General features: G+C 65.7%; 11 protein-coding genes. 4 read left to right on the plus strand and 7 right to left on the minus strand.

Going from position 1 to position 22,307, the window contains the following annotated elements; translation table 11 throughout:
• Positions 1-75 precede the first annotated feature (75 nt).
• The 3 genes from recC to recD are packed head-to-tail and all read left to right on the plus strand — an operon-like array spanning position 76 to position 8,605.
• Complete coding sequence (gene recC / locus H292_RS0123470) at positions 76-3,351, plus strand: exodeoxyribonuclease V subunit gamma (RefSeq protein WP_020113026.1); 3,276 nt, start codon at positions 76-78, stop codon at positions 3,349-3,351.
• On the plus strand, positions 3,348-6,710 hold the full coding sequence (locus H292_RS27470; RefSeq protein ID WP_020113027.1) for a UvrD-helicase domain-containing protein: 3,363 nt from the start codon (positions 3,348-3,350) through the stop codon (positions 6,708-6,710). The genes recC and H292_RS27470 overlap by 4 nt, the downstream gene beginning before the upstream one ends.
• Complete coding sequence (gene recD / locus H292_RS0123480; RefSeq protein ID WP_020113028.1) at positions 6,707-8,605, plus strand: exodeoxyribonuclease V subunit alpha; 1,899 nt, start codon at positions 6,707-6,709, stop codon at positions 8,603-8,605. Before H292_RS27470 ends, recD begins: the two co-directional genes overlap by 4 nt.
• Here recD and H292_RS0123485 read toward each other — a convergent pair.
• The 6 genes from H292_RS0123485 to H292_RS0123510 all read right to left on the minus strand — a co-directional run bounded on the left by H292_RS0123485 (position 8,567) and on the right by H292_RS0123510 (position 20,623).
• A complete protein-coding gene (locus H292_RS0123485) occupies positions 8,567-9,457 on the minus strand; it encodes a TY-Chap domain-containing protein (RefSeq protein WP_020113029.1) in 891 nt (296 codons plus the stop codon). The two genes, recD and H292_RS0123485, sit on opposite strands and share 39 nt — an antisense overlap.
• A gap of 101 nt (positions 9,458-9,558) precedes the next feature.
• Positions 9,559-10,614: a hypothetical protein gene (locus H292_RS0123490; protein WP_020113030.1), complete on the minus strand. Its 1,056-nt coding sequence runs from the start codon at positions 10,612-10,614 to the stop codon at positions 9,559-9,561.
• Positions 10,615-10,667: 53 nt separating this feature from the next.
• Positions 10,668-12,455 carry a sulfite reductase subunit alpha gene (locus tag H292_RS0123495; RefSeq protein ID WP_020113031.1) on the minus strand — a complete coding sequence of 596 codons (1,788 nt, stop codon included), beginning with the start codon at positions 12,453-12,455 and terminating at the stop codon, positions 10,668-10,670.
• A 20-nt stretch (positions 12,456-12,475) separates the two neighbouring features.
• Positions 12,476-17,944 (minus strand): glutamate synthase-related protein, encoded by a 5,469-nt coding sequence (locus H292_RS0123500; RefSeq protein WP_020113032.1) that lies wholly within the window; start codon positions 17,942-17,944, stop codon positions 12,476-12,478.
• 178 nt (positions 17,945-18,122) lie between these two features.
• Positions 18,123-19,577 (minus strand): DUF2079 domain-containing protein, encoded by a 1,455-nt coding sequence (locus tag H292_RS0123505; protein WP_020113033.1) that lies wholly within the window; start codon positions 19,575-19,577, stop codon positions 18,123-18,125.
• 77 nt (positions 19,578-19,654) lie between these two features.
• Positions 19,655-20,623: a GTP pyrophosphokinase gene (locus H292_RS0123510; RefSeq protein ID WP_019666676.1), complete on the minus strand. Its 969-nt coding sequence runs from the start codon at positions 20,621-20,623 to the stop codon at positions 19,655-19,657.
• A gap of 172 nt (positions 20,624-20,795) precedes the next feature.
• On the opposite strand from H292_RS0123510, the gene H292_RS0123520 reads away from it, so the two are divergent.
• A complete protein-coding gene (locus tag H292_RS0123520; RefSeq protein ID WP_020113034.1) occupies positions 20,796-21,770 on the plus strand; it encodes a sigma-70 family RNA polymerase sigma factor in 975 nt (324 codons plus the stop codon).
• Positions 21,771-21,808: 38 nt separating this feature from the next.
• Here the strand turns inward: H292_RS0123520 and H292_RS0123525 are convergent, their stop codons facing one another.
• On the minus strand, positions 21,809-22,216 hold the full coding sequence (locus tag H292_RS0123525; protein ID WP_027499038.1) for a VOC family protein: 408 nt from the start codon (positions 22,214-22,216) through the stop codon (positions 21,809-21,811).
• Positions 22,217-22,307 lie beyond the last annotated feature (91 nt).

Below are 22,307 nucleotides of genomic sequence, written 5' to 3' on the forward strand. Positions count from 1 at the left end.
TCGTAGTCGCGAGAGTATGTCGGTCGCTCGAGTAGGGTCAAGTCAGATTTCCGCCGCCGGCGACGAGCAAGGGGAGTGACGTTGACGCTGCTGATCCATCGTGCGACACGCACGAGTGTTCTCGCGTCCGCTCTGGCCGATGTTCTGGCCACGCCGTTGTCGGATCCGTTCGCGGCCGAGGTCGTTTCCGTCCCCGCACGTGGTGTCGAGCGGTGGTTGACGCAGCGGCTGTCGGTTTCCCTCGGCGGTGACGGGGGCGACGGCGTTGCCGCCAACATCGAGTTCCCCTCTCCGGCAAAGCTCGTCGACGAAGCCCTGGCAGATGCTGCGGGCTTCGACCCGGTGGACGACGCGTGGTCGACGGATCGAGTTCTCTGGGCGACCCTCGCGGTCCTCGACGAGTCGCTGGACCAGCCGTGGTGCGCGGTGGTGGCGCACCACCTCGGGCACGGTGCCGAGGACCATCGCGCCGGACGTCGGTGGTCCACGGCGGCCCATCTGGCGGGTCTGTTTCGCACCTACGGAGCGGACCGGCCGCTCATGCTCGTCGACTGGCAGCGCGGCGTCGACAGTGACGGACTCGGTGGCGACCTGCCGGAGGATCTGCGCTGGCAAGCCGAGCTGTGGCGCGCGGTCCGTGAACGTATCGGCACGCCGAGTCCGGCGGAACGGCTCTCGGAAAGCTGTGACGTCGTGCGGCGCCGTCCCGATCTTCTCCGGCTTCCGGACCGATTGTCGATCTTCGGCGCTACTCGTCTGACGACCGATCAACTGCAGGTGGTCGCAGCCATTTCCGAGCATCGAGACGTGCACTTCTGGCTTCCGCATCCCAGCCGTGCGCTGTGGGACGAGAGGGCGCGGTCGAATTCCATCGTCAAGCGTGCGGACGACCGATCGATCCTGACGATCGATCACCCGCTGCTCGCCAGCCTGTCCCGGGACGTCCGAGAGCTCCAGTCGAGACTCCTTGCTCTGGACGCCAGGATCGTCGATCGCGCCGAGGAAGAATCCTTCGAAGTACCCACCCTGCTCGGACGTGTCCAAGCCGATATCGAAGCTGCACGCGCGCCGGTGCATTCGGCGACACCCGACGGAACCATCGCCGTGCACGCGTGCCATGGCGCGGCCCGGCAGGTGGAGGTCCTCCGCGAGGTGTTGCTCCACACCTTCGAGGAGGATCCGACTCTCGAACCGCGTGACGTGGTGGTGATGTGTCCGGACGTCGAGACCTACGCACCGTTGATCAGAGCGACTTTCGGACTGGGTTCGCTGGATCATCCCGGGCACTCGCTCAGGGTGCGCCTCGCCGACCGCAGTCTCCGTCAGACCAACCCGATGCTGTCCGTCGTGGCGACAGTGCTCGATCTCGCCGTCGGGCGGATCACCGCGAGCGAAGTTCTCGACTTGCTTGCCGCCGAACCCGTTCGACGGCAGTTCTCGCTCACCGACGACGATCTGGAACGACTCCGCGAGTGGACGCAGGTGGCTGGCGCACGTTGGGGCCTGAACTCCCGGCAGCGACGCGATGTCGGCTTGGACGACTTCACCGAGAACACGTTCTTCGCCGCCGTCGATCGACTGCTTCTGGGAGTATCGGCCGACGAAACCGCGCACCACTGGCTCGGACGTGCCCTGCCCGTCGACGACGTCGACGGCAGCGACATCGATCTGACCGGGCGTCTGGCGGAATTCATCGACCGCCTTGCCAGCGTCGTACGCGACATGCAGGGAACCTCCACCACGTCCGAGTGGCGTCGTGCCCTGGTTCGAGCACTCGACCTCCTCGCCGACGTGGCACCGGCCGACGCGTGGCAGCGAGCGCAGGCACTGCGTGAGATTGCGGCCGCCACACGTCACGGCGATGCGGCACCGCTCCGGCTCGCCGACGTCCGGGCCATGCTCGCCCGAGCGCTCGCAGGCCGCCCGTCTCGAACGAATTTCAGGACGGGCGAGCTGACGGTGTGCACCATGGTTCCGATGCGTTCGGTTCCGCATCGGGTGGTAGTACTTCTCGGCCTCGACGACGAAGTGTTCCCCCGCACGGGCGGCATGGACGGGGACGACGTGCTCGCCAGGGATCCAGCACCTGGTGAACGGGACGTCCGCAGCGAGGACCGTCAGTTGCTGCTCGACGCGGTGATGTCCGCCGGGCAGAAATTGTTGCTGTTCTACACCGGCGCCGACCCCGTGAACGGATCCACCAAACCTCCGGCGATACCGCTGAGCGAGCTGCTCGACGTCGTACGCACCACCGCAGGCGCCGACGTGGTCCGCCGACATCCGTTGCAGCCGTTCGATGCGCGAAACTTCGATGCCGAGAATCCGTTCAGCTTCGACGCCGTGTCGTTGAAGGGTGCGCTCGCCGCCCAGAAGGACAGCGTCCCCGCCGACGAGTTCCTGCCGAGTCGCCTGCCGGCCCGCACGCCGACCGATGTCGCGCTCGCCGACCTGGTGTCGTTCTTCGAGAACCCGATTGCGGGTTTCCTGAAGCAACGCCTCGGTGTGCGGATTCCCGAGACCGACGACGACATCGCCGATTCGCTCGACATCACCCTCGACGGCCTTCAGCGGTGGGAAGTCGGGGACCGGATGTTGAACGAGATGCTCTCCGGTACCGAGCTGGACGACTTCCGTGCGGCGGAAATGCGTCGTGGAACGTTGCCGCCCTTCGAATTCGGAGCCCGGTCCCTGAGAGACATCGTCACCGGCGTCGACACTCTCTACGAGGCCTCGCGAGAGATACACCTCGTTCCTCCCCGCGTGGTGGACATCTCGGTGGACCTCGGCGGTGGACGCAGGCTCACCGGGACGGTCACCGGAATTCACGGTGACGTCATCGCGCGCACGTCGTACTCCAAGCTCGCTCCCAAGCACCGGATCGCTGCGTGGATCAGACTTCTGGCCGTTGCTGCGCAGGACGGTTCGCGTCCCTGGCTGGCCGTGACGACAGGCCGCGGGATGGGATATCACCCGATGCGATCGACGATGAACGCGCCGACCGACGCTCTCGCGGTGTTGGCGGAGTTGGTTGCGCTGCGCGACACGGGCCTCGACGCACCACTGCCGATCGGGCCCATCGCGTCGTCGGTCTACGCGGAGAGGAGAACGGCGGGACTGCCTGCCGAGGACGCGTGGAAGGACGCGAGCGACAAATGGTCCGACAGGTTCGGTGACCACACCGACCGCAGTATCGCGTACGTACTGGGCCCCTCCGCGCCCCTCGCGGCTCTGACCCGAGGCCACTGGAACGAGTTCCCCTCCGGAGCAGGTGCCGAGAAGACGGTGTTCGAATCGCTCGCCGGGGTGGTCTGGCGCCCACTGCTGGCGAACGAGGAGGTACGGCGACCATGACGGACTTCGACCTCTACGGTCCGCTCCCCACCGGCACCACAGTGCTGGAAGCCAGTGCGGGCACCGGAAAGACCTACGCGATAGTCGGATTGGCCACGCGCTACGTCGCCGAGGGCTTGTGCGACATCTCGCAACTGCTACTCGTCACGTTCTCCCGAGCCGCCACGCGGGAACTGCGTGATCGAACCCGCGCGCGGTTCGCCTCGGTGGCAGCACAACTCGCGTTGCCCGGTCCGCACGACGACGGCCTGGTGGCCTTTCTGGCCGACACCACCGACGAGGAAGTTCTGGCGAGACGGCAGCGTCTGCTGCAGGCACTGTCCGAGTTCGACTCCGGCACCATTGCGACGACGCACAGCTTCTGCCAGCGGATGCTCGACAGTCTGGGCATCGCGGGGGAGAACGAGCCGGACGCCGTGCTGGTGGAGAACGTCGAGGACCTGACGATGGAGGTCGTCGACGACACCTTCCTTCGTCGCTACGCCAAGGTCGCGGACCGTGATCCGCCGATGACGCTCACGGAGGCACGCGAGCTTGCGCGAAAGGCCATCGCCGACAGGCAGTCTGTCCTGGCACCCGAGACGGATGTCGATCCTGCCGTCGGACATCGAGTGTCGTTCGCCGAGGAGGTACGCACCGAGGTCGGCCGACGCAAGCGGATCGCAGGAATCCGAGACTTCGACGATCTGCTGGAGCTACTGCACGGGGTCTTGGCGGATCCTGAGCTCGGCGAATTCGCGTGCGCACGTGTCCGTGAACAGTTTCAGGTCGTCCTCGTGGACGAATTCCAGGACACCGACCCGTGGCAGTGGGGAATCCTGGCCCGCGCCTTCCACGGAAACTCGACGCTGCTTCTCGTCGGAGACCCGAAACAAGCGATCTATGCGTTCCGCGGCGCCGAGGTGTTCAGTTACCTGGACGCGGTGTCCGTTGCCGATCACCGGCTCAAGCTGACCACCAACTGGCGAAGCGACGCGGGCCTGCTCGCGGCACTGGAACACGTGTACGGCGGCGCTGCGCTGGGCCACGAGGGCATCGTCGCTCACCGGGTCGGCGCCACGCACGAGTACTCCAGGCTCAGCCACGGCGAGCCGCTCCAGGTGAGGTACCTCCCACGCACGGGTGCGGGCCCGTTGAACCGGTCCGGATTCCCTGCTGTCGACAGAGTGCGAGGCATCGTCGCCGCCGATCTCGCCGCGGACATCGCCGAGTTGATCGCCGGCGGCACGACCATTCGACTGAACGGCGTGGAACGGCAGGTCGAACCAGGAGACATCGCGGTCCTCGTCCGATACAACGCGCAAGTTCCGCTCGTTCGTGACGCTCTCGATCGGGTAGGCGTTCCGTCGGTGCTGACCGGGGGATCCTCGGTGTTCGAAACGCCCGCGGCAACGCAGTGGCTGTGGCTGCTTCAAGCGATGGAACAACCTCACCGAGCCGATCGCGTCCGGATGGCTGCGCTCACACCGTTGCTGGGTCGTACGGCAGAGCAGCTCGACGCCGGTGCCGACGACATCGTCGCCGGGCTGAGCAGCAGCTTGCGAGAATACGGAAACCTCTTCGGTCGAGCGGGATTCGCGGCCATGTTCGAGAAGCTGAGCGGAGACACGGCATTGGAGGCGCGCCTCCTGGCACTCGATTCGGGGGAGCGCGCGCTGACCGACATTCGCCACGTCGCACAGCTGTTGAACAAGGCGGCCGTCGAAGACCTGCTCGGCGCAACCGAACTCGTCCGGTGGCTGACCGAGCGCATCAGCCATCCGCATGCGGTGAACACCGGAGAACGCAGCCGCCGACTGGACAGCGAGGCTGCAGCAGTGCAGATCGCAACGATCCACGCGACCAAGGGACTGGAGTTTCCGGTCGTGTACCTGCCGTTCGCGTGGCACGCGACATCGCCGCAGAAGCCCGCGACGCTGGTCTACCACGACGACGAACACAGACGAATCCTCGACGTCGGTGGTGGGCGCGGTCAGGGGTGGGGTGCGAGAAAAGCACTGTCCGACAAGGAACAGGCAGGCGAGGAGCTACGCCTGCTGTACGTGGCGCTCACGAGAGCCCAGTGCCGAGTCGTCCTGTGGTGGGCGCCTGCGATCACGACGGCCGGGTCACCGCTGCACCGAGTGCTGTTCGGCCGGATGCCGGGTACGGCGGAACTGGAGCCGAGACCGAAGGTGCTCGACGACGCTGCCTCCGTGAACAGGCTGGAATCATGGGCAGGGGCCGCGAACGGGACAGTCGCGGTCGAACCGGCCGAACGCCGCGATGCGCGTGCGCCGGTCGACTCGACGCCCCGTGTGCAGCCGGCGCTCGGCGCGGCGGTCTTCGGACGCTCGCTCGACATGCTCTGGCGTCGTACGTCCTACTCCGCCATGACCGCGGCGGCCCACGAGGGGCCAGGAGTGCGCAGCGAGCCCGAGCAACCGGGGATCGAAGACGAACCCGACGAGCCTGCGTCGGGTCCGGTGGTCGGACCCGACGACGACATGCAGAGCATCCCGTCCCCGATGAACGGTTTGCCCGCCGGAGCGGCGTTCGGAACCCTGGTGCACGAGATTCTCGAGCACCTGGACACGTCCGCCGATGACGTGGAGGCCGAGCTGCTGAGCCGATGCACCGACGCGATCGAGGAGAACGTTGCGGACATCGAGCCGCAGGCGCTGGCCGGCGCGTTGCTACCGGTGCTGCGCACGCCCCTGGGGTTCGGAACGCTGGAGGACATCGCACCGTCGGATCACTTGGCGGAGCTGAACTTCGAACTTCCTCTCGCGGGCGGTGACAACCCGACCGCGCAGGTCGTGACCATCCGGGGCATCGCTCGGCTTCTTCGCAGCCATCTGCCCGCGGACGACGTCCTGGCCTCGTATGCCGACCGTCTCGAAGCCCTCGAATCACCGCCGCTGCGGGGGTATCTGACCGGAAGCATCGACTCGGTCCTGCGTGTTCACGAAGCAGGCCGGACGCGCTACGTCGTCGTCGACTACAAGACAAACAGAATCACCAGTGGTGACCTCACCGTCGAACACTTCACTCGCGAGCGCATGGCCCAGGAGATGATGCGCTCGCACTACCCGCTGCAGGCATTGTTGTATGCCGTTGCGCTGCACCGGTATTTGCGCTGGCGTCAACCGAACTACGACCCCCGCACCCACCTCGGCGGTGTGCAGTATCTTTTCGTGCGCGGCATGGCAGGCCCGCACACACCGGCCGGCTGCGGAGTCTTCGACTGGTACCCGCCACCGGCACTGGTCACCGACGTGTCCGATCTCCTCGCGGGACACGATTCGAGATCCGGTCGACCAGATGGGGCAGGAGCGGAGCCGGCGGAGCGACCAGGTCGAACAGGAGGTTCGTCGTGACCGATGCGTCGTTGGTGAAGCGAGCGGACGGGCTGCTGAAGACGTTCAACGAGGTCGGCGTTCTGGCTCCGGCCGATGTTCACGTCGCCCTCCGGCTCGGTGCGCTCGGCGGAGAATCCGATCCGAATGTTCTGTTCGCCGCTGCTCTTGCGGTCCGGGCTGTGCGGTCGGGGTCGGTGTGTCTGGATCTGCGGAGGTTGAGGGACGTGACCGTCGACGAGGAGTCCGACGTCGACCTCGGTTCGTTGCCGTGGCCGGAGCTCGGGGATGTGTTGGCTGCGTTGCGGGCCAGTCCGTTGGTGACGGGAGGAGATCGCGGGCCGTTGGTCCCACTGCGTCTCGTCGACACCGACGACGGTGAACTGCTGTACCTGGATCGGTATCACCTGCAGGAGCGCACGATTCGGACGGTTCTGGAGACACGCGAATCGTCGAGGCCCGATGTGGACGTCGACGAGGTGAGGTCGCTGCTGCACGAGCTGTTCCTCGACGAGAACGGGCAGCCGACGATGGCCCCGGATCGGCAGAGGATCGCGGCGGCACTGGCTGCCACACAGTGGACAACAGTCATCGCGGGTGGCCCCGGCACGGGCAAGACGCACACGGTGGCCCGGGTGCTGGCGATGTTCTCTCGACAGTTCGGTCCGGGGATTCGGATCGGCCTCGCTGCTCCCACCGGCAAAGCGGCGGCGCGGCTCCAGGAATCGGTGACCGAACAGTCTGCAGCCCTCGGGCTTCCGCCGGGAATCACTGCCATGACGGTGCACCGGTTGCTGGGTTGGCAGCGGGGGAGCAAGAGCAGGTTTCGTCACAACGCAACCAATCGCCTGCCGTACGACGTCATCGTCGTCGACGAGACGTCGATGGTGTCGCTGACCATGATGTGCAGGCTGCTCGAAGCCGTTCGTCCGGAGACCCGGCTCGTGCTCGTCGGTGACCCGGATCAGCTGACGTCCGTCGATGCCGGTGCCGTCCTCGCGGACCTGGTGGCGCGTCCGATCCGAAGCATTGCTGCTGCCGACGGCGGACATTCGGACGGACGGCACGCCTCGCCGCTGACCGCGTTGATCGAGGACGACCTCGACGCCGTCAGCGATCCGCACGAGGCCGCGTTGTCGGCGAAGGAACGGGCCCGTCTGGCAGGCGGGGTCGTGCGGTTGAGCCGAGGCCGACGGTTCGGCGGTGCCATCGCGGAACTTGCCGTCGCTGTTCGCGACGGGCGAGCGGACGACGCAATCGCGTTGCTGAAGGACAGACCGGACGAGCTCTCCTTTCATTCACCGTCGGAGCTGTCCGAACTTCAGGCGGATGTTCTGTCCACCGCCGCGTCGGTGACGGACGCAGTCCGCGCCGGTGACGCATCCACGGCCTTGGCGGAGCTGGAATCGCATCGGCTTCTGTGCGCACACCGTCAGGGCCCGTACGGGGTGCAGACGTGGGCGCGCCGAGCAATGGACTGGGTGGGCGAGTCGTCCGGCACCTTTCTCGATCCTTCGCGCTGGTACCCGGGCCAGCCGTTGCTCGTCACCGCGAACGACCACGACGCACGCATCTACAACGGCGACACGGGAGTGGTGATCGATACCGGAGGGGGCGCGTTGATGGCCGCGTTCCAGCGGGGACGCACGCCTCTGTTGGTGCATCCGAATGTGCTGTCGTCGGTGCAAACGGTGTACGCGATGACCATTCACCGCAGCCAGGGCAGCCAGTACGACACCGTGTCCGTGCTGTTGCCCGCGGAAGCCTCGTCACTGCTGACGCGTGAACTGCTGTACACGGCCATCACGCGAGCACGGAAACATGTGCGGATCATCGGTACCGAGGACGCATTGCGCGCCGGCGTGGAACGTCAGGTGCTACGAGCCAGCGGACTTCGCCGGACGATCGTCGAGTGACGACGCGGAGCCGAGGTGGCGACGCAGACTGACTGCGGTGTCCGACCACGACCGCGCCTGTTGTTCCCAGACGCGCGCCCGAGCCGGCGTACCCCGGCGACGGAGCTCGAACGCCCGAGCGGTTGCCCGGTCGGCGTGCACGCCCGCAGTGGCAGCCAGTTCGTCCAACCGGTCGGCGCCGCAGAGGGACGCCACCGTCACACTGTCCAACGGACCGCCGGCGAGCTCGCAGAACGTGTGCAGTGATCGGAGGCCCTCTGGCACTTCGGTGGACGCCTGCCGTTCGGTGGATGCTGCCGCGACGGGGTGTGGCTCGTGAGCAAGCGCTACCGGTCCGCCGGCGCCGTCGGCCAGACCGACCGTCCACGCACTGAGGAACGACGGATGGGGCACGTCCCACACTTCGCGGAACGTGGCAACCGCGACCGTGGCGAGCAGATCCGCCTCGTCCCGCGGTCCGTCGACGGTGAAGTCCATCACCGTGCCGTCGAGCATCGGCTTCCCGGCCTCCGACCAGCCGAGACCGTGCAGGCGCCGATCGGCGGCCGTCATGTCGACGTCGTCGGGGTACAGGTAGGACGGCAACGACGCGACGCCGACGATGACGTCTCCGTCGATCGCCACGAGGTCCACATACGGCCGCTGGCCTCGTTGTCCATGAGATGCCTGGGCCGAGGTGATGGTGACGTAGCTTCCCGTGGGCATCGCCGCGACATGAGCGGTGAGGTTCTTCTCGAACCGCTGCCACGCACCCGCGACATCGGCATCGAACACCCAGGCATCGAACACCCCGGCATCGAAAGCACCGGCATCGAACGGACCGTGCTCGATACCACCCTGCTCGGTAGACACATGCGCTCCTTCGTCGAACCGGATTCTCGAAGTTTCACCCGGCTGTAACCGCCGCCCTCGAAAGATATCGGCTGGGTCCGACAAAGTTGGTGAGGCACGAGTCAGAGAGAGTGAACGATCTCCTGCCACACGCCTGCTACCACGGAGTCCGTCGCGCCGGTCTGGGTGAACAGCACGGGGCAGTGGCCTCGTCGGTCGTAGAGTTCGATGGACGCTGTCGGGCCGCGTACGCCGGAGGTGACGGTGGCCCAGCATTCGGTGACGTGGGTCAGGTCCACCATCATGCGGCACAGTCCGGACGCGAGTGTCAGGTTGCCGCCGGTCATGCGTGCGGCGATGAGATGATCGTGATGTATCTGCATGCATCCCGCGCCCGCGGTGACCATCGTCATGGGAAGTTCGAGGTAGGCGAGGTGCTCGAGCGCGCCCGCGATTGCCGTCGGATCGATCTGCCGCGTGCCGAGCGAGGCCAACGCCGGAAGCGCAGCCTGCCGAGCCACGCCGCCGTCGGCGAGGATCGAGTCGAACTGTTGAATCTGGTCGGCGCCCTCCCACTCGGCGAGAGCGTCCGCGTCGGAGACAGGGGTGCGGGGTCGTGGCACCACCGCGTACGACGGCCGCGTGCGCACCGATCTCAGTGCCTCGAACGCCAACCTGTCCGATCGGGGCGTCAGATAGCTTGCGTGCGCCGCGAACCCGGTGGTGTCGAACATCCTCAAGGTCGGAGGGAGGTACTGATCGGGGTCGGTGGCAACCGCGGCGTGGAGGCGAGACATGTTCATACGCAGCGAGATTCGATTTTTCGCAGTTCGGATCGGTCCGCCGATCTCGGTGGGGACGTCGTAATGACCGACGTCGTTCATCACCGCCGGTCCCGAGACCGTGATGGCCACGGTCTCGTCGAGCAGGGGCAAGAACTCGGCAACTCCTGCGGCGCCGCCGCCGATCTGCTCGCCCGAGAAGTCCGGCTTGGTCAGCAGTGCGTCAAGGTCACTGATGGCGGCCGAGTCACCCGCGTCGGTGGGTGCTGCAGCCGCGCAACGGCATTCACTGTGGCGGCCGCAGGGTCTGCGTGAGCCGCTTGGCAGAGCCGGCGGGCCGGGGGTGGATGTGGGATCGTCGGACCGATCCCCATCCGAACTGGATGGCGCGGACATGGTGATACTCCTGAGGAAGTACTGCTGTGACGATTTTTTCGGCCCGCGAGGGGTCAGTAGACGTCGCGCAGGTAGCGCTTGGCGCGCTTGAGCTCGGACACGTAGTCCTCGGCCTGATCCGCGGAGCGTCCCCCGTGTTCGGCAATGACGTCGTGCAGCGCGGCGTCGACGTCCTTGGCCATACGAGTGGCGTCACCGCACACGTAGAAGTGACCGCCCTCCTCCAGCCACGCGTACAGCTCCTTGCCGTTCTCTCGCATGCGGTTCTGCACGTAGACCTTCTCGGTCTGATCGCGCGAGAAAGCCAGGTCGAGACGGGACAACACGCCGTCGCGAGACAGCGCGTTCAATTCGTCCTCGTAGATGAAATCCGACGCGCGGTGCTGATCACCGAAGAAGAGCCAGTTGCGGCCCGATGCGTTGCGCGCGCGCCGTTCGTGAAGGAACGCACGGAACGGCGCGATACCGGTACCGGGTCCGACCATGATGACCGGCGCGTCGTCGTCCGACGGTAGCCGGAACGATTTGTTCGCAGAGAGAAACACCCCCGCGCCGTCGCCCTCTCCGACACGGTCCGCGAGGAACGTCGAGCACACACCGCCGCGGTCACGTTCTGCGGAGCGGTACCGAACGCTGGCGACCGTCAGGTGGACGGTGCCCTCGTGCGCCAGCGGCGACGACGAGATCGAGTAGACACGATGCTGCAACGGGCGGAGCAGTTCGAGCAGCTCGGCGGGCTCGATCGTCAGCGCCGGATCGAGCGCGAGAACGTCGAGGACATCTTTGCCCCAGGTCCAGGCGTCGAGAGACTCGCGGTCACCCGTCTGGAGGACGTGCTGGAGTTCGTCGTCGCCCGATCGTTCGGCGATGGCCTCGATGAGGTCCATCGACGGCACGCCGATCTCGTAGGAATGCGTCAAGAGTTCGTCGAGACGCTGCTCGGAGCCCTTGACCGTGACCGTCGTGTCCGGGTCCACGCTGAGCCGCCCGATCAGTGCGTCGACGAGTTCCGGGTGGTTGACCGGCTTGACGCCCAGTCCGTCGCCTGCCTCGTACGTCAGGCCGCTGTCACCCAACGAGAACGCGTAGTGACGGACTTCCTTCGACGACTGCGGCCCGGAGAGAACGCGATTGGCGAGGACGGTGGCGCGGTACGGGTTCTTCCGGTTCCACGGTGACCGCTTGGAGGCACTTTTCGCGGGCTTCGCTGCAGGTGCTTCGGGCGGTGCAGATGCAGGAGCTCCGCCGCCGTCGACCGATGCGATGGAGGGGACTGCGCCGGCCAGCCATGCTGCGGCCGCGTCCTCGTAGTCGACGTCGCAATCCAGACGGTCGGCCGTCCGGGTCGCCCCGAGTGCTTCCAGTCGTGAGTCGATGTCTCGTCCCGCCTTACAGTATCCGTCGTAGCTCGTGTCGCCCAGTGCGAGGACCGCGAAGTACAGCCCTTCCAGTCTAGGTGCACTGTCGGCGGCAACAGCATCCCAGAATAGCTGGGCGTTGTCCGGCATCTCGCCTTCGCCGTATGTAGATGTCACAACGATCAGGCGACGCATGGCCGCCAACGCGTTCATGTCCACCGCGTCCAGCGACGCGACATGAGGGTCGAGCCCGTGCTGTCGGGCCAGGTCGGCGGCGTCCTGAGCGAGCGCTTCGGCGTTTCCGGTCTGGCTGCCGTACAGAATCTGCAGCGGGACCGCAGCGGCTACCGAGCCAGTGTCCGGCTGCACGGCGGAACCGGTGGGCATCGCCAGTCGTGAGTGGAGTCCCGCCAGAAAACCGGACAACCAGGCGCGCTGATCTCCGGTGAACGGCGCGTCCTCGGGAATGTAGGGAATGAGCACTGAACTTTCCGTCTCTCTCGTCAGGACACCAGGTCGGGGACGGATCGCACGGCGAACAATTCGTCGAAGTTCGGTAGCGATCCGAGCTTGGCGCGGTTCTTGGCGTCCTGGTAGATGATCCAGCCGTAGGTGGCCGGGCTGTCGGAACCGCGCACGTTTCTCGCGGTCAGGGCCTGCTTGTAGTCGTCGACGCGCTTGTGACCGACGAGGGCAGCCAACTGCTCGTCCTCGTACCCACCCAGCACGTCCTTCGCGTAGGCGGTCAGCCGGTGAACGAGCGCGAAGTCCTCGGTCAGCACGAGGTTTCGTGCTGCCTTGTGCACGGCCGGGTCGTCGATCGCGCTGGAACCGGGCACTCGGGTGAGCGCGACCTCGTGCGCGTAGTGCATCACCGTGTACTGGTTCAACAGCGCGTACACGGTGTCGGTATCGGTTTCGCCGTATCCCGGCACCGATCCGCCGAGCACCGGAGTGCCCTCTCGCAGGCTGAGCTTGTAGGACCGGACCTGCTGGGTTGCCAGCGAGCCCGCGAGCTCGTCGAGCAGCTCCTTCCGGGTTTTCGCGGCAAGGATCGCGTCGCTGTCCTGGTAGAGCAACAGCGCCCGCGGCATCGCGTAGACGAAGCGATGCTGCTCCACCTCCCAGTTCTGCAGCAACCGTGTCGCGGAAGCCGACCCGGTGGCCTCGACGTGCCACTCGAGCAGCATTCGAACGGCGACGGTGTGAATGGCTGCCTGCTCGTCGTCCGCCGTGATGGATCCGAGGATCACCGAGTCGGCACTCGCACGGAGAGGCAACAGACGGTTCGGGTCGTACTGATAGAAGAATCCGCCGCTCATGCCGTTGCAGACACCCTTGCCGAACCCGCCGAGATTCAGAATGGCGCCGCCGGTCATGTACTCGGCCGCGAAGTCACCCACGCCTTCGACGACGGCGGTGGCTCCGGAGTTCCGCACGCCGAAGCGGTCGCCCGATTCACCTTCCACGAATGCGCGTCCACCGGTCGCGCCGAAGAGCGCGAAGTTTCCGATGAGAACGTTGCCGCCCGCTTCGGGTGATCCGCCGCCGGGCGAGCGGACGATCACCGTGCCGCCGTTCATGGACTTGCCGACTCCGTCGTTGCAGGTGCCGGTGTGATCCATGACGACTCCGTCGTTGCAGAAGGCGGCGAAGGAGAGGCCCGCCGCGCCGTACGTGGACACCAGGGCCGTGCCCGGCGCCAGGTATCGCCGGCCGCGGTCGTCGACGAGCACCGACGGCATGGCGTCGGTCACCGACGTCGGGAGTTCGTGGTTGAGAAGGCGTTCGATGTCGATGGACAGTTGCCCGCCGACGCTCTTGTTCAGGTTGCCCAGGTGCGTTCGGCCGCCGGGCGCGACCGTGCGTGCGCGGTCGTCGATCAGGGCGGTGCGGACTTCGGCCATCAGCATGTCGTCGATGCCGTATTCGCGTTCGAGGTAGACGGGGTCGGTGACGACGGATTCGGGAACGACGGTCAGCATCGAGTGCAGGTCCAGCTCACCCACCGTTGCCGCATGGTCGACGAGGTGCAGAAGATCGGTGCGGCCGCGGGCGTGCCGCAACGACGGCATACCCAGCTCGGCGAGCAACTCTCGGACTTCGTGCGCGATGTTGAGCAGGTACTGCGCCATCGATCGAGGGTCACCGTCGAACACCTCGGGATTGGTCGTCAATCCTGCTGGGCACTTGACGTTGCAATTCTTCGCCATGACGCAGCCCATCATCATCAGCGCCGTGGTGCCGAACTCGAAGCTGTCGCCACCGAGCAGCGCCGAGGTGACGACGTCACGACCGGTCTGGTGGGCTCCCGAACATCGGAGGATCACTTTCTGGCGAAGTCCGTTGGCGCACAGAGCCTGGTGCACTTCCGCGAGGCCGATCTCCGCGGCGCGTCCGGCGTACTTCAGGCTCGTGACGGATGCCGCCCCGGTTCCGCCGGTGTTGCCGGCGATGTTGATGACGTCCGCACCTGCTTTCGCCACGCCGACGGCGATGGTGCCGATCCCCTCGGACGAGACGAGCTTCACGATCACGCGTACGCGCGCGGCCTTGCAGTCGTGGATCAACTGCGCGAGGTCCTCGATCGAATACGTGTCGTGATGCGGTGGGGGAGACACAAGTTCGACGCCGGGTGTGCCGCTGCGGGCCGCGGCGATGTCGACGGTGACCTTGGGGGCAGGCAGCTGTCCGCCCTCGCCGGGTTTGGCGCCCTGACCGATCTTGATCTCGATTTCCTCGAGCATCGGATCGGCCAGATAGCCGGCCCAGATGCCGAAGCGTCCCGAGGCGAATTGTTTGATGCGAGAGGCGCGGACGGTCCCGTAGCGCGACAGATGCTCTCCGCCTTCGCCGCTGTTGGACATCGCGCCGACCATGTTGGTTCCGTGCGCGACGGCTTCGTGCGCATTGGCGTTGAGAGCCCCGTGACTCATCGCGCCCGACGCGAGCAACGGTGTGATCGCACTTGCCTTCTGCACCTCGGACAAGGGGATCGACGCAGGCGCCGCACCCAGTTTTCCGAGGAACAGCGACGCTCGGCCGCGGGAGGTCACGATCACCGTGTCCCCGTCGATGCGACTCGTGGCCTCGTCGCCGAAGAGAAGACCGAGACCATCACCGAGCAGATGCGCACGCGCAGGGTCGGTGCACGCAGGGTCGGTCCGCAGCGTCAGTGCGAACTCGGTGTCCGACACGGCGTCGACCTGCAGGCCGCGGACGGCAATGCCCGTGTTGCCCTCGATGTCGAAGCGGCCGAGCTCGAGCGCGAACTCCTGCGCCGACGAACAGTCCGACACGTCGGCCGGCGTGGCCAACACGTCGCGCAGTGCTGCCGGTCGACGCGAGCGCTCGTCGTGCATCGACCGTACGAACGACCGGTAGTCGCCCGTCACCTCGAACGCGTCGATCTGTTCGTCGGTCAACCGGTCGAAACTCGTCGACGCGTACGCCTCGGCGCCGAGACCGAACGCGTCACCCAGCCTGGTGATGGTCAGCAGCCGCAGTGCATCGGTCTGCGTCGCATCGGCTTCGGTACCGGCGAAGGCGATCTTCTCCTTGGTCATGTCGACGAACCCACGAACCGACGTGGCCCCGAACGAATGGCCTGCGCCGTCGGCGCGTTCCTTGAACAACCCCAGGTTCGGCAGGTCGCTCTCGCTCGCCGCGCTACGGGCGTGGGCATGCCAGTGCGCGACACCCGCGGCGATCGCGCGGAACCCGACGCCGCCCACCGGGGACTTCATGTTCGGGAACCACTGCGACAGAACGGGATCCGATGTGTCGAGGAAGTTCGGTTCGAAGAACTCACCGCCGATGTAGCTCTCCACGGTGCACAGTCCGACGCGTCCCATCGTCTTCATCAACGACTTCTCGGCCGCCTTCACGAACTTGGCGAACGCCACGTCCGGGTCGGCACCGAACTTGTCCTCGGCTCGCAACCGCACCGTCAGTGGATGAACCGCGGCAGCGCCGAACCCCAGCACGAGTGCGACATGGTGAGACGAGGAGATCTGGCCGCTCTCCACCACCAGCGACACCCGTAATCGGACACCCGCTGCGATCAACCGTTCGTTGACGAACGCCACGACGGCAATCACCGGGAGTGCAGCGTTGTCCCGAGTGATGTCTCGGTCGCTGAGCACGGCGATACCGCCGTCACGGGCGAACCGAACGACCGAATCGGCCAGCGAGTTCACGGCCTCCACGAGCGCGCGTTCGTTGGCCTCGCTGTCGGTGTCGATCGACCGGTACGTCAGGTCGAACCGTGCGACCGGGGTGTGCGGCTGTTCGGTGATCCGGCGCAGATCCGTGTGCGAGAGCAGGGGACTGGGCACGACGACCTGGCGGGAAACGGGGCCGCCGACATTAGGTTTCGGCCCCAGCGACACCCGAAGCGTCATTCCGTCGGCCTCGCGAATGCTGTCGAGCGGAGGGTTGGTCACCTGCGCGAATCGCTGCGAGAAGTACTTCGCCATCCCGCCTTCGCGGTCGGTGAGAGCGTTGATCGCGTTGCCGTATCCCATCGCCGAGACGCGTTCGACGCCGCTCGCCAGCATCGGATCCATCAGGAACTTGAAGCTTTCCTGATCCAGCGAATACGCGACGTAACGCTGATGACGTTCCAGATCGCCCGCATAGGCGTCGGCGACGGAGTCGGCGGCGTCCAGATCGTCGATGCCGACGCGCGCGGCTGCGAGCAGGGCGGTGTAATCGCGATCGGCAGCGAGCTTTTCGAAGGCTTCGCGGGTGTAGTAGGTGTGCTTGTCGCGGTGATCGAAGTAGATCATTCCGCCGGCTTCGACGCGACCACGATGCGTGATGGTCTCGGGTGGGAACCGAACCTGGCCGGCTTCGGAGAAGGCGCACAGGTAGTCGTTCGTTTCCACCGTCCGGAGGGGACGAAGTCCCAAGCGGTCCAGACGTGCGCCGATCACCGTGCCGTCGCCGAACACCACCGCAGCCGGTCCGTCGTTCTTCTCCTCGTACAGCGAGAAGTACTCGAACATCGCTCGGACCCGAGGCGAGAGCGTGTAGTCGTTCTCCCACGCCGGAGGCATCATCGACACGACGGCCGTGACCAGTTCCACGTTGTCCTCGACGACGCGGGCCTGCACGGTCTGGTCCAGGCGGCAACTGTCGGACTGGCCGGGCGGGCGCACGATGGCGCGACGCTTGGCGCTTGCCACCGCTGCTTCCGCGAGGCGATTCTTCTTGTCGGTGTTCAACTCTCCGTTGTGCGCCATGAACCGGAACGGCTGCGCCATGGTCGGATGTGGATCGGTGTTGGTGGAGAACCGGGTGTGGAAGAAGATCGTGTGGACCGAATGCTCCGGGTCGACGAGGTCGCAGAAATAAGGAATGACCTCGTCGGAGTTCAGCCGACCTTTGAGTACCTGCGTCCGGGCGCTGAGCGACAGCGGATACAGCCCGGCCAGTGTCGGGGTGGTGTACGCGATCGATTCGATGTGCAGCAGTGCCTCGTGAATCAGCCGATCGATGGCTGCGGGTTCGGGCCGGGGCCGAGGTACCTCCCAGATCCACTGACGAACGGGGCGTTGATATTTCACGGCCGCGGGACGAATGGCGTCGTTGTTCACCGGAACATCGCGGACAGTGAGCGGGGTGAATCCGCGATCGATCATGGCGCGGTGGATCAGTTCGACCGCTCGTGCATGCTGCGACTCGTCGTCGGGGAGAAAGAAGTTGCCCACAGCGAATCGGCCGAGTTCGAGAGTCGGACGGTCGGTGACGCGTCGAAAGAAGTCGACGGACAAGTCGAGGGACACACCGCCACCGTCGCCGACACCCTCGGCGGACATGCCACCTCGGTGCGGCACCGAGCACAGCGCCTCACGGGCCTTGATCAGCACGTCGTGGGACTGAACGCCGTCCTTGCGCGTGATGAAGCCGACCCCGCAGCTGTCGGAATCCAGCGACGGATCGTACAGACCGATGGACTTCTCGTGCATCTATCGACCCTCTCCCTGTCCGGGCGCAGGCGGGCGAAGAGTCGGATCCGCCGTGCGCAGAATCGACGGCGTGACGCCGTCAGGGCAGGGCGTCGCTGCTTCGATGAAGCGGCACCCGGAGAGGTCAGACTACTAAGATAAGGCTAGCCTTTGTCAATTCGCCTGGACAGCTCGATCATCACGGCCGCTCGAACGCTTCGATTCCGGCGTCGACGAATCGAAGCACGTAGCCCGACGCCACCGCGTCGGCGACCGCCTTGTCGTCGCCCGCACCGTCCGTCGGCCATCCGGCAGGATCGCTGCGGTTGACGACGATCCAGTCCGGTGCCTCGGTGTTCGTCGCGCGTTGCGGAAACACGGAGACGTCGTGCGTGGCGACGAACTGTGGAACCAGATTGTTCGACGCCGCGATCGTCCGATCTGCGGGAATGGCGTCGGAGATGGCGTGGGACGCGGTCACCTGTGGATCGGTCGACCACCCGTCGGCTGTCGCCAGGCGAGCCATGGGAAGAAACGGAAGGGCGACGATCGCGAACGCAGCCACGGCCGTGAAGATCGTGCGTTGCCCGCGCTCGGTGAGTTGCTCGTGCCTGCGGCACCGCACGACGGCGTCGATCAGGGCCGCGAAGACGACGACCATCAGGATCGCGTTGTAATGGAATATCGGCTTCCAGAAGTTGGTGTTGTCGCTGAGGAATCGCCACGCGACGGTGGGGACCGCGACCAGCAGGAGCGGCGAGCGCAGCGCAACGAACGCGGTCACGGCAAGGAGGAGGAAGGCAGTCGCTGCGCGTGAGTCACCTGCGACGACACCGTGGGCGGTATCGGCAATGCCCGACCCGAGGGGAGGCAACTTCGATCCCTGACCGTACGAGTCGTCGGCACTGAGCAGCGGGATGATCACCTTGACGGCGAGGACGACCCAGCCGAGGCCCCAGACGGCTGTGAGAGCTCCGAGCGCGCGGGTGCGTCCGGTGGTCCAGAATGCGACCAGACTGCCGATGACGGCAACCGTCAGACCCATGTCCTCCTTGACGAACACCAGCGGGAGCGCCCACGCCAAGGCCGGTAGCCATCGACGATTGCCCAGGGCGACGAGAGACATGGCCATCAGTGGCACGGCGAACGCGATTTCGTGGAAGTCGAAGTTCAGGGCGGCCTGCACACCCCAGGACAGGCCGTAGGCGAACGCCACCGCGATGCCTGTCGCCGTGCCGAACTCACGGACCGCCCACCTGGACAGCGGAACGACTGCCAGCGCGAACAGAACCGCCTGCGCGATCAGCAACGTCTCCGGCGACGGGAACAGGCGATAGACCGGTGCCAGCAGTGCGGTGATCGGGGAGAAGTGGTCGCCCAGGGTGTTGTAACCGGTGCCCAGGAGATCGGACGTCGGCGCCCGAAACTCGGCGTACGACGAGATCTGTTGCACGAAGATTCCGAGATCGAATCCGGACGTGCGGAGCTGTCGGTGGCCGAGCACGGACAACAGCGAGTACAGCGTCGCGAGTACCGCGAACGCCGTCACCGGGACGACGACGTCGGCTGTGGGCCGTGCACGCCGGATTCGCGTGTCCCGGGGTTCCTCGACCGATTCGGCCGCAGTGGGCGGGGAGATCTCGGTTGCAGTCACAGGAAATGCTGTCTACCCGACATTTCTTGGATCAACCTGAGAAGTGCAGGTGACAGCGCTCGGGCACGGTCGTTCGGTCACACTCGCCGTTTGCGCGGACGATTCGACGGGGGTTGAGAGGACAAGTGGTAGTACAGAGCGTCGGCGGTGTCCTCCACGACGACCTCCACGACGTCACCGACTTCGAGATAGTCGTCGACGGCAATGCGGTCCTTGGCGCCGATCACCGCCTTGACCGAACGCGCGGGGATGAGTCCCCGGCGACCGTCCGGTCCGACGGCCAACGCATACCTCGGACCGGTACGGGTGACTCGAGCAGAGATGATGGCCGAGTCCCTCGGGACCGGTTCGACGACGGCGCCCTTCGCGACGGCCGTCTGTGAATCGAGCTGCGCCGCGAGGTCGTCCGCCATCAAGTCGACCTGGAGGAGAAGCTCTGCCATCTGCCGGGCGTACTCGGTGTGCGCCTCCGTCGGCTTGAGAGCCTCACCTGGCTTGTACATGTCCTCGTGGGTGAGTTCACCCCAGGCGTCCTGCAGCCTCGTCTTGACCTGGACTTCGACGTTCACGATCAGATCACCCTGGTGGGTGGCGACGCGGATGACCAGAATCGCGTGGTAGGCGCGGTATCCACTCGGTTTGGGGAACGCGACGTAGTCGGTCGGGTTCCGGGCGAAGCGCACCGAGCATTCCGGGTCGGTGCACGCGCGTTCCAACGCGTCCACGAAGGCGTGAAGATCCCGCGGGCTCTTGCACAGAACCTTGATGCCGATCAGATCCGGCAGGGATTCCACGACCTCGTCGATGGTCCTCGGCTCGACGATCCGGCCTTCCGTGATCTTCCGCCGCAGTTTGTCGGCTGCCCGCACCGGATCCTTGATTCGGGCGGTCTGCGCATTGAGCCGATCTCGGTCGACGTTGTCGAGGATCTCGTCCGCGATGGTCTCCAGAAAATTCTGGGCCGTCACCAGCGCGGCCTGCCATGCCCGACGACGTTCGGCGTAGGCCTCGTCGACCAGATCGTCGATGTTCGTCGACGCTGTCACCGTCCGCGCCTCCGATCATGCCCCACGGGCTTTCCACACTTTATCTGCTTCGACAGGGGAACGAGCCGACCGACGCCGTCGTCGGCGCGCCCTGCGTGATCGGCCGCGTCGGCACAACTATTCGTCCGATCGGTCGGGCGTTCGTCGGACTGTGGGATTAGTCTCTTCACTCATGACGGCCACGGTCGCAGAGGGCGACGCATTCGTAGCGCAGTTCGATCCGTATCGTCGTGAGCTGCTCGCTCATTGCTACCGCATGACGGGCTCGATTCACGACGCCGAGGATCTCGTGCAGGAAACGTACATCCGCGCGTGGAAGGGCTACTCCAAGTTCGAGGGGCGCTCGTCGATGCGGACCTGGCTGTATCGCATCGCCACCAACACCTGCCTCACGGCGCTCGACGGCAAGTCCAAGCGTCCGCTGCCGACGGGGCTCGGCGCACCGAGTTCGGACCCCACCGACGACCTGGTGGCGACGCACGAAATTGCGTGGCTCGAGCCCATCGCGGATTCCGAGCTCGCGGATTCGGACGATCCCGCATCGATCGTCGTCGGCAGGGACACCATCAGACTGGCGTTCATCGCTGCCCTGCAGCACCTCTCGGCACGTCAACGAGCAGCATTGCTGATGCGTGAGGTGCTGCAGTGGAAGGCGTCCGAAGTAGCGGAAGCCCTGGCGACCACCACGACCGCGGTGAACAGTCTGCTTCAACGCGCACGAGCGCAACTCGACGAGGTCATGCCGTCGGAAAACGATGTCGTCGAGCCGGCAGCCGCCGAGACCAGGGAATTGCTGGCCAAGTACGTCGACAGTTTCGAACGCTACGACATCGACCAGCTCGTGACTCTGTTCACCCAGGACGCAGTGTGGGAGATGCCGCCGTTCGAAGGGTGGTACCAAGGGGCCGAGAACATCGGCACCCTCATCCGTGGAAACTGTCCGGCGCAGCGAGCGGGCGACATGCGGATGGTCGCGACGTCGGCCAACGGTCAGCCCGCCTACGGGCTGTACATGCGGAACGAGGACGGAATCCACCTGCCGTTCCAACTCCACGTCGTCGACATCGAGGCGGGCAGAGTGGGCCACGTGGCGTGCTTCTTCGACCTGACTCTGTTCGAGAAATTCGGTCTACCCGAGCGCCTCTGACAGGGAGGTCGAGATAGCCCCACCTGGCCCGTCCCCGACTATTCGGACGGCACGGCGCTGGGGTCCATCCACATGACTTCCCACACGTGGTTGTCGAGATCACGGAACGCACGCCCGTACATGAACCCGTGATCCTGAGGCTCCATCCAACTCGACCCTCCGGCGGTGATCGCCGCGTCGACGAGTGAGTCGACCTCGTTGCGACTGTCGGCGCTGATACACATCAGCACCTCTCGCGACTGCGTCGTGTCGGTGATCGCGTCGGAGATGAAGTCCTTGAAGCGAGGTTCCGCCAGGAACATCACCGTCGCCTGCTCGCTCACGACCATCGATACACAGTTCTCGTCACTGAACACGTCGTTGAACTCGAAGCCCAGTCCGCCGAAGAAAGCGCGGGTGGCAGTGACGTCCTTGACGGGCATGTTGGCGAACAGCATTCGGGACATTGGGGTCTCCATTCATTCGGCGTGGAAGTCTCGTGTGTATCGACAACGGACGAATCGTGAATTCATCGCGGATCCGACATCGACTTTCTAC

It is taken from the genome of Rhodococcus sp. 114MFTsu3.1, from assembly GCF_000383555.1.
Lineage (GTDB): Bacteria > Actinomycetota > Actinomycetes > Mycobacteriales > Mycobacteriaceae > Rhodococcoides > Rhodococcoides fascians_E.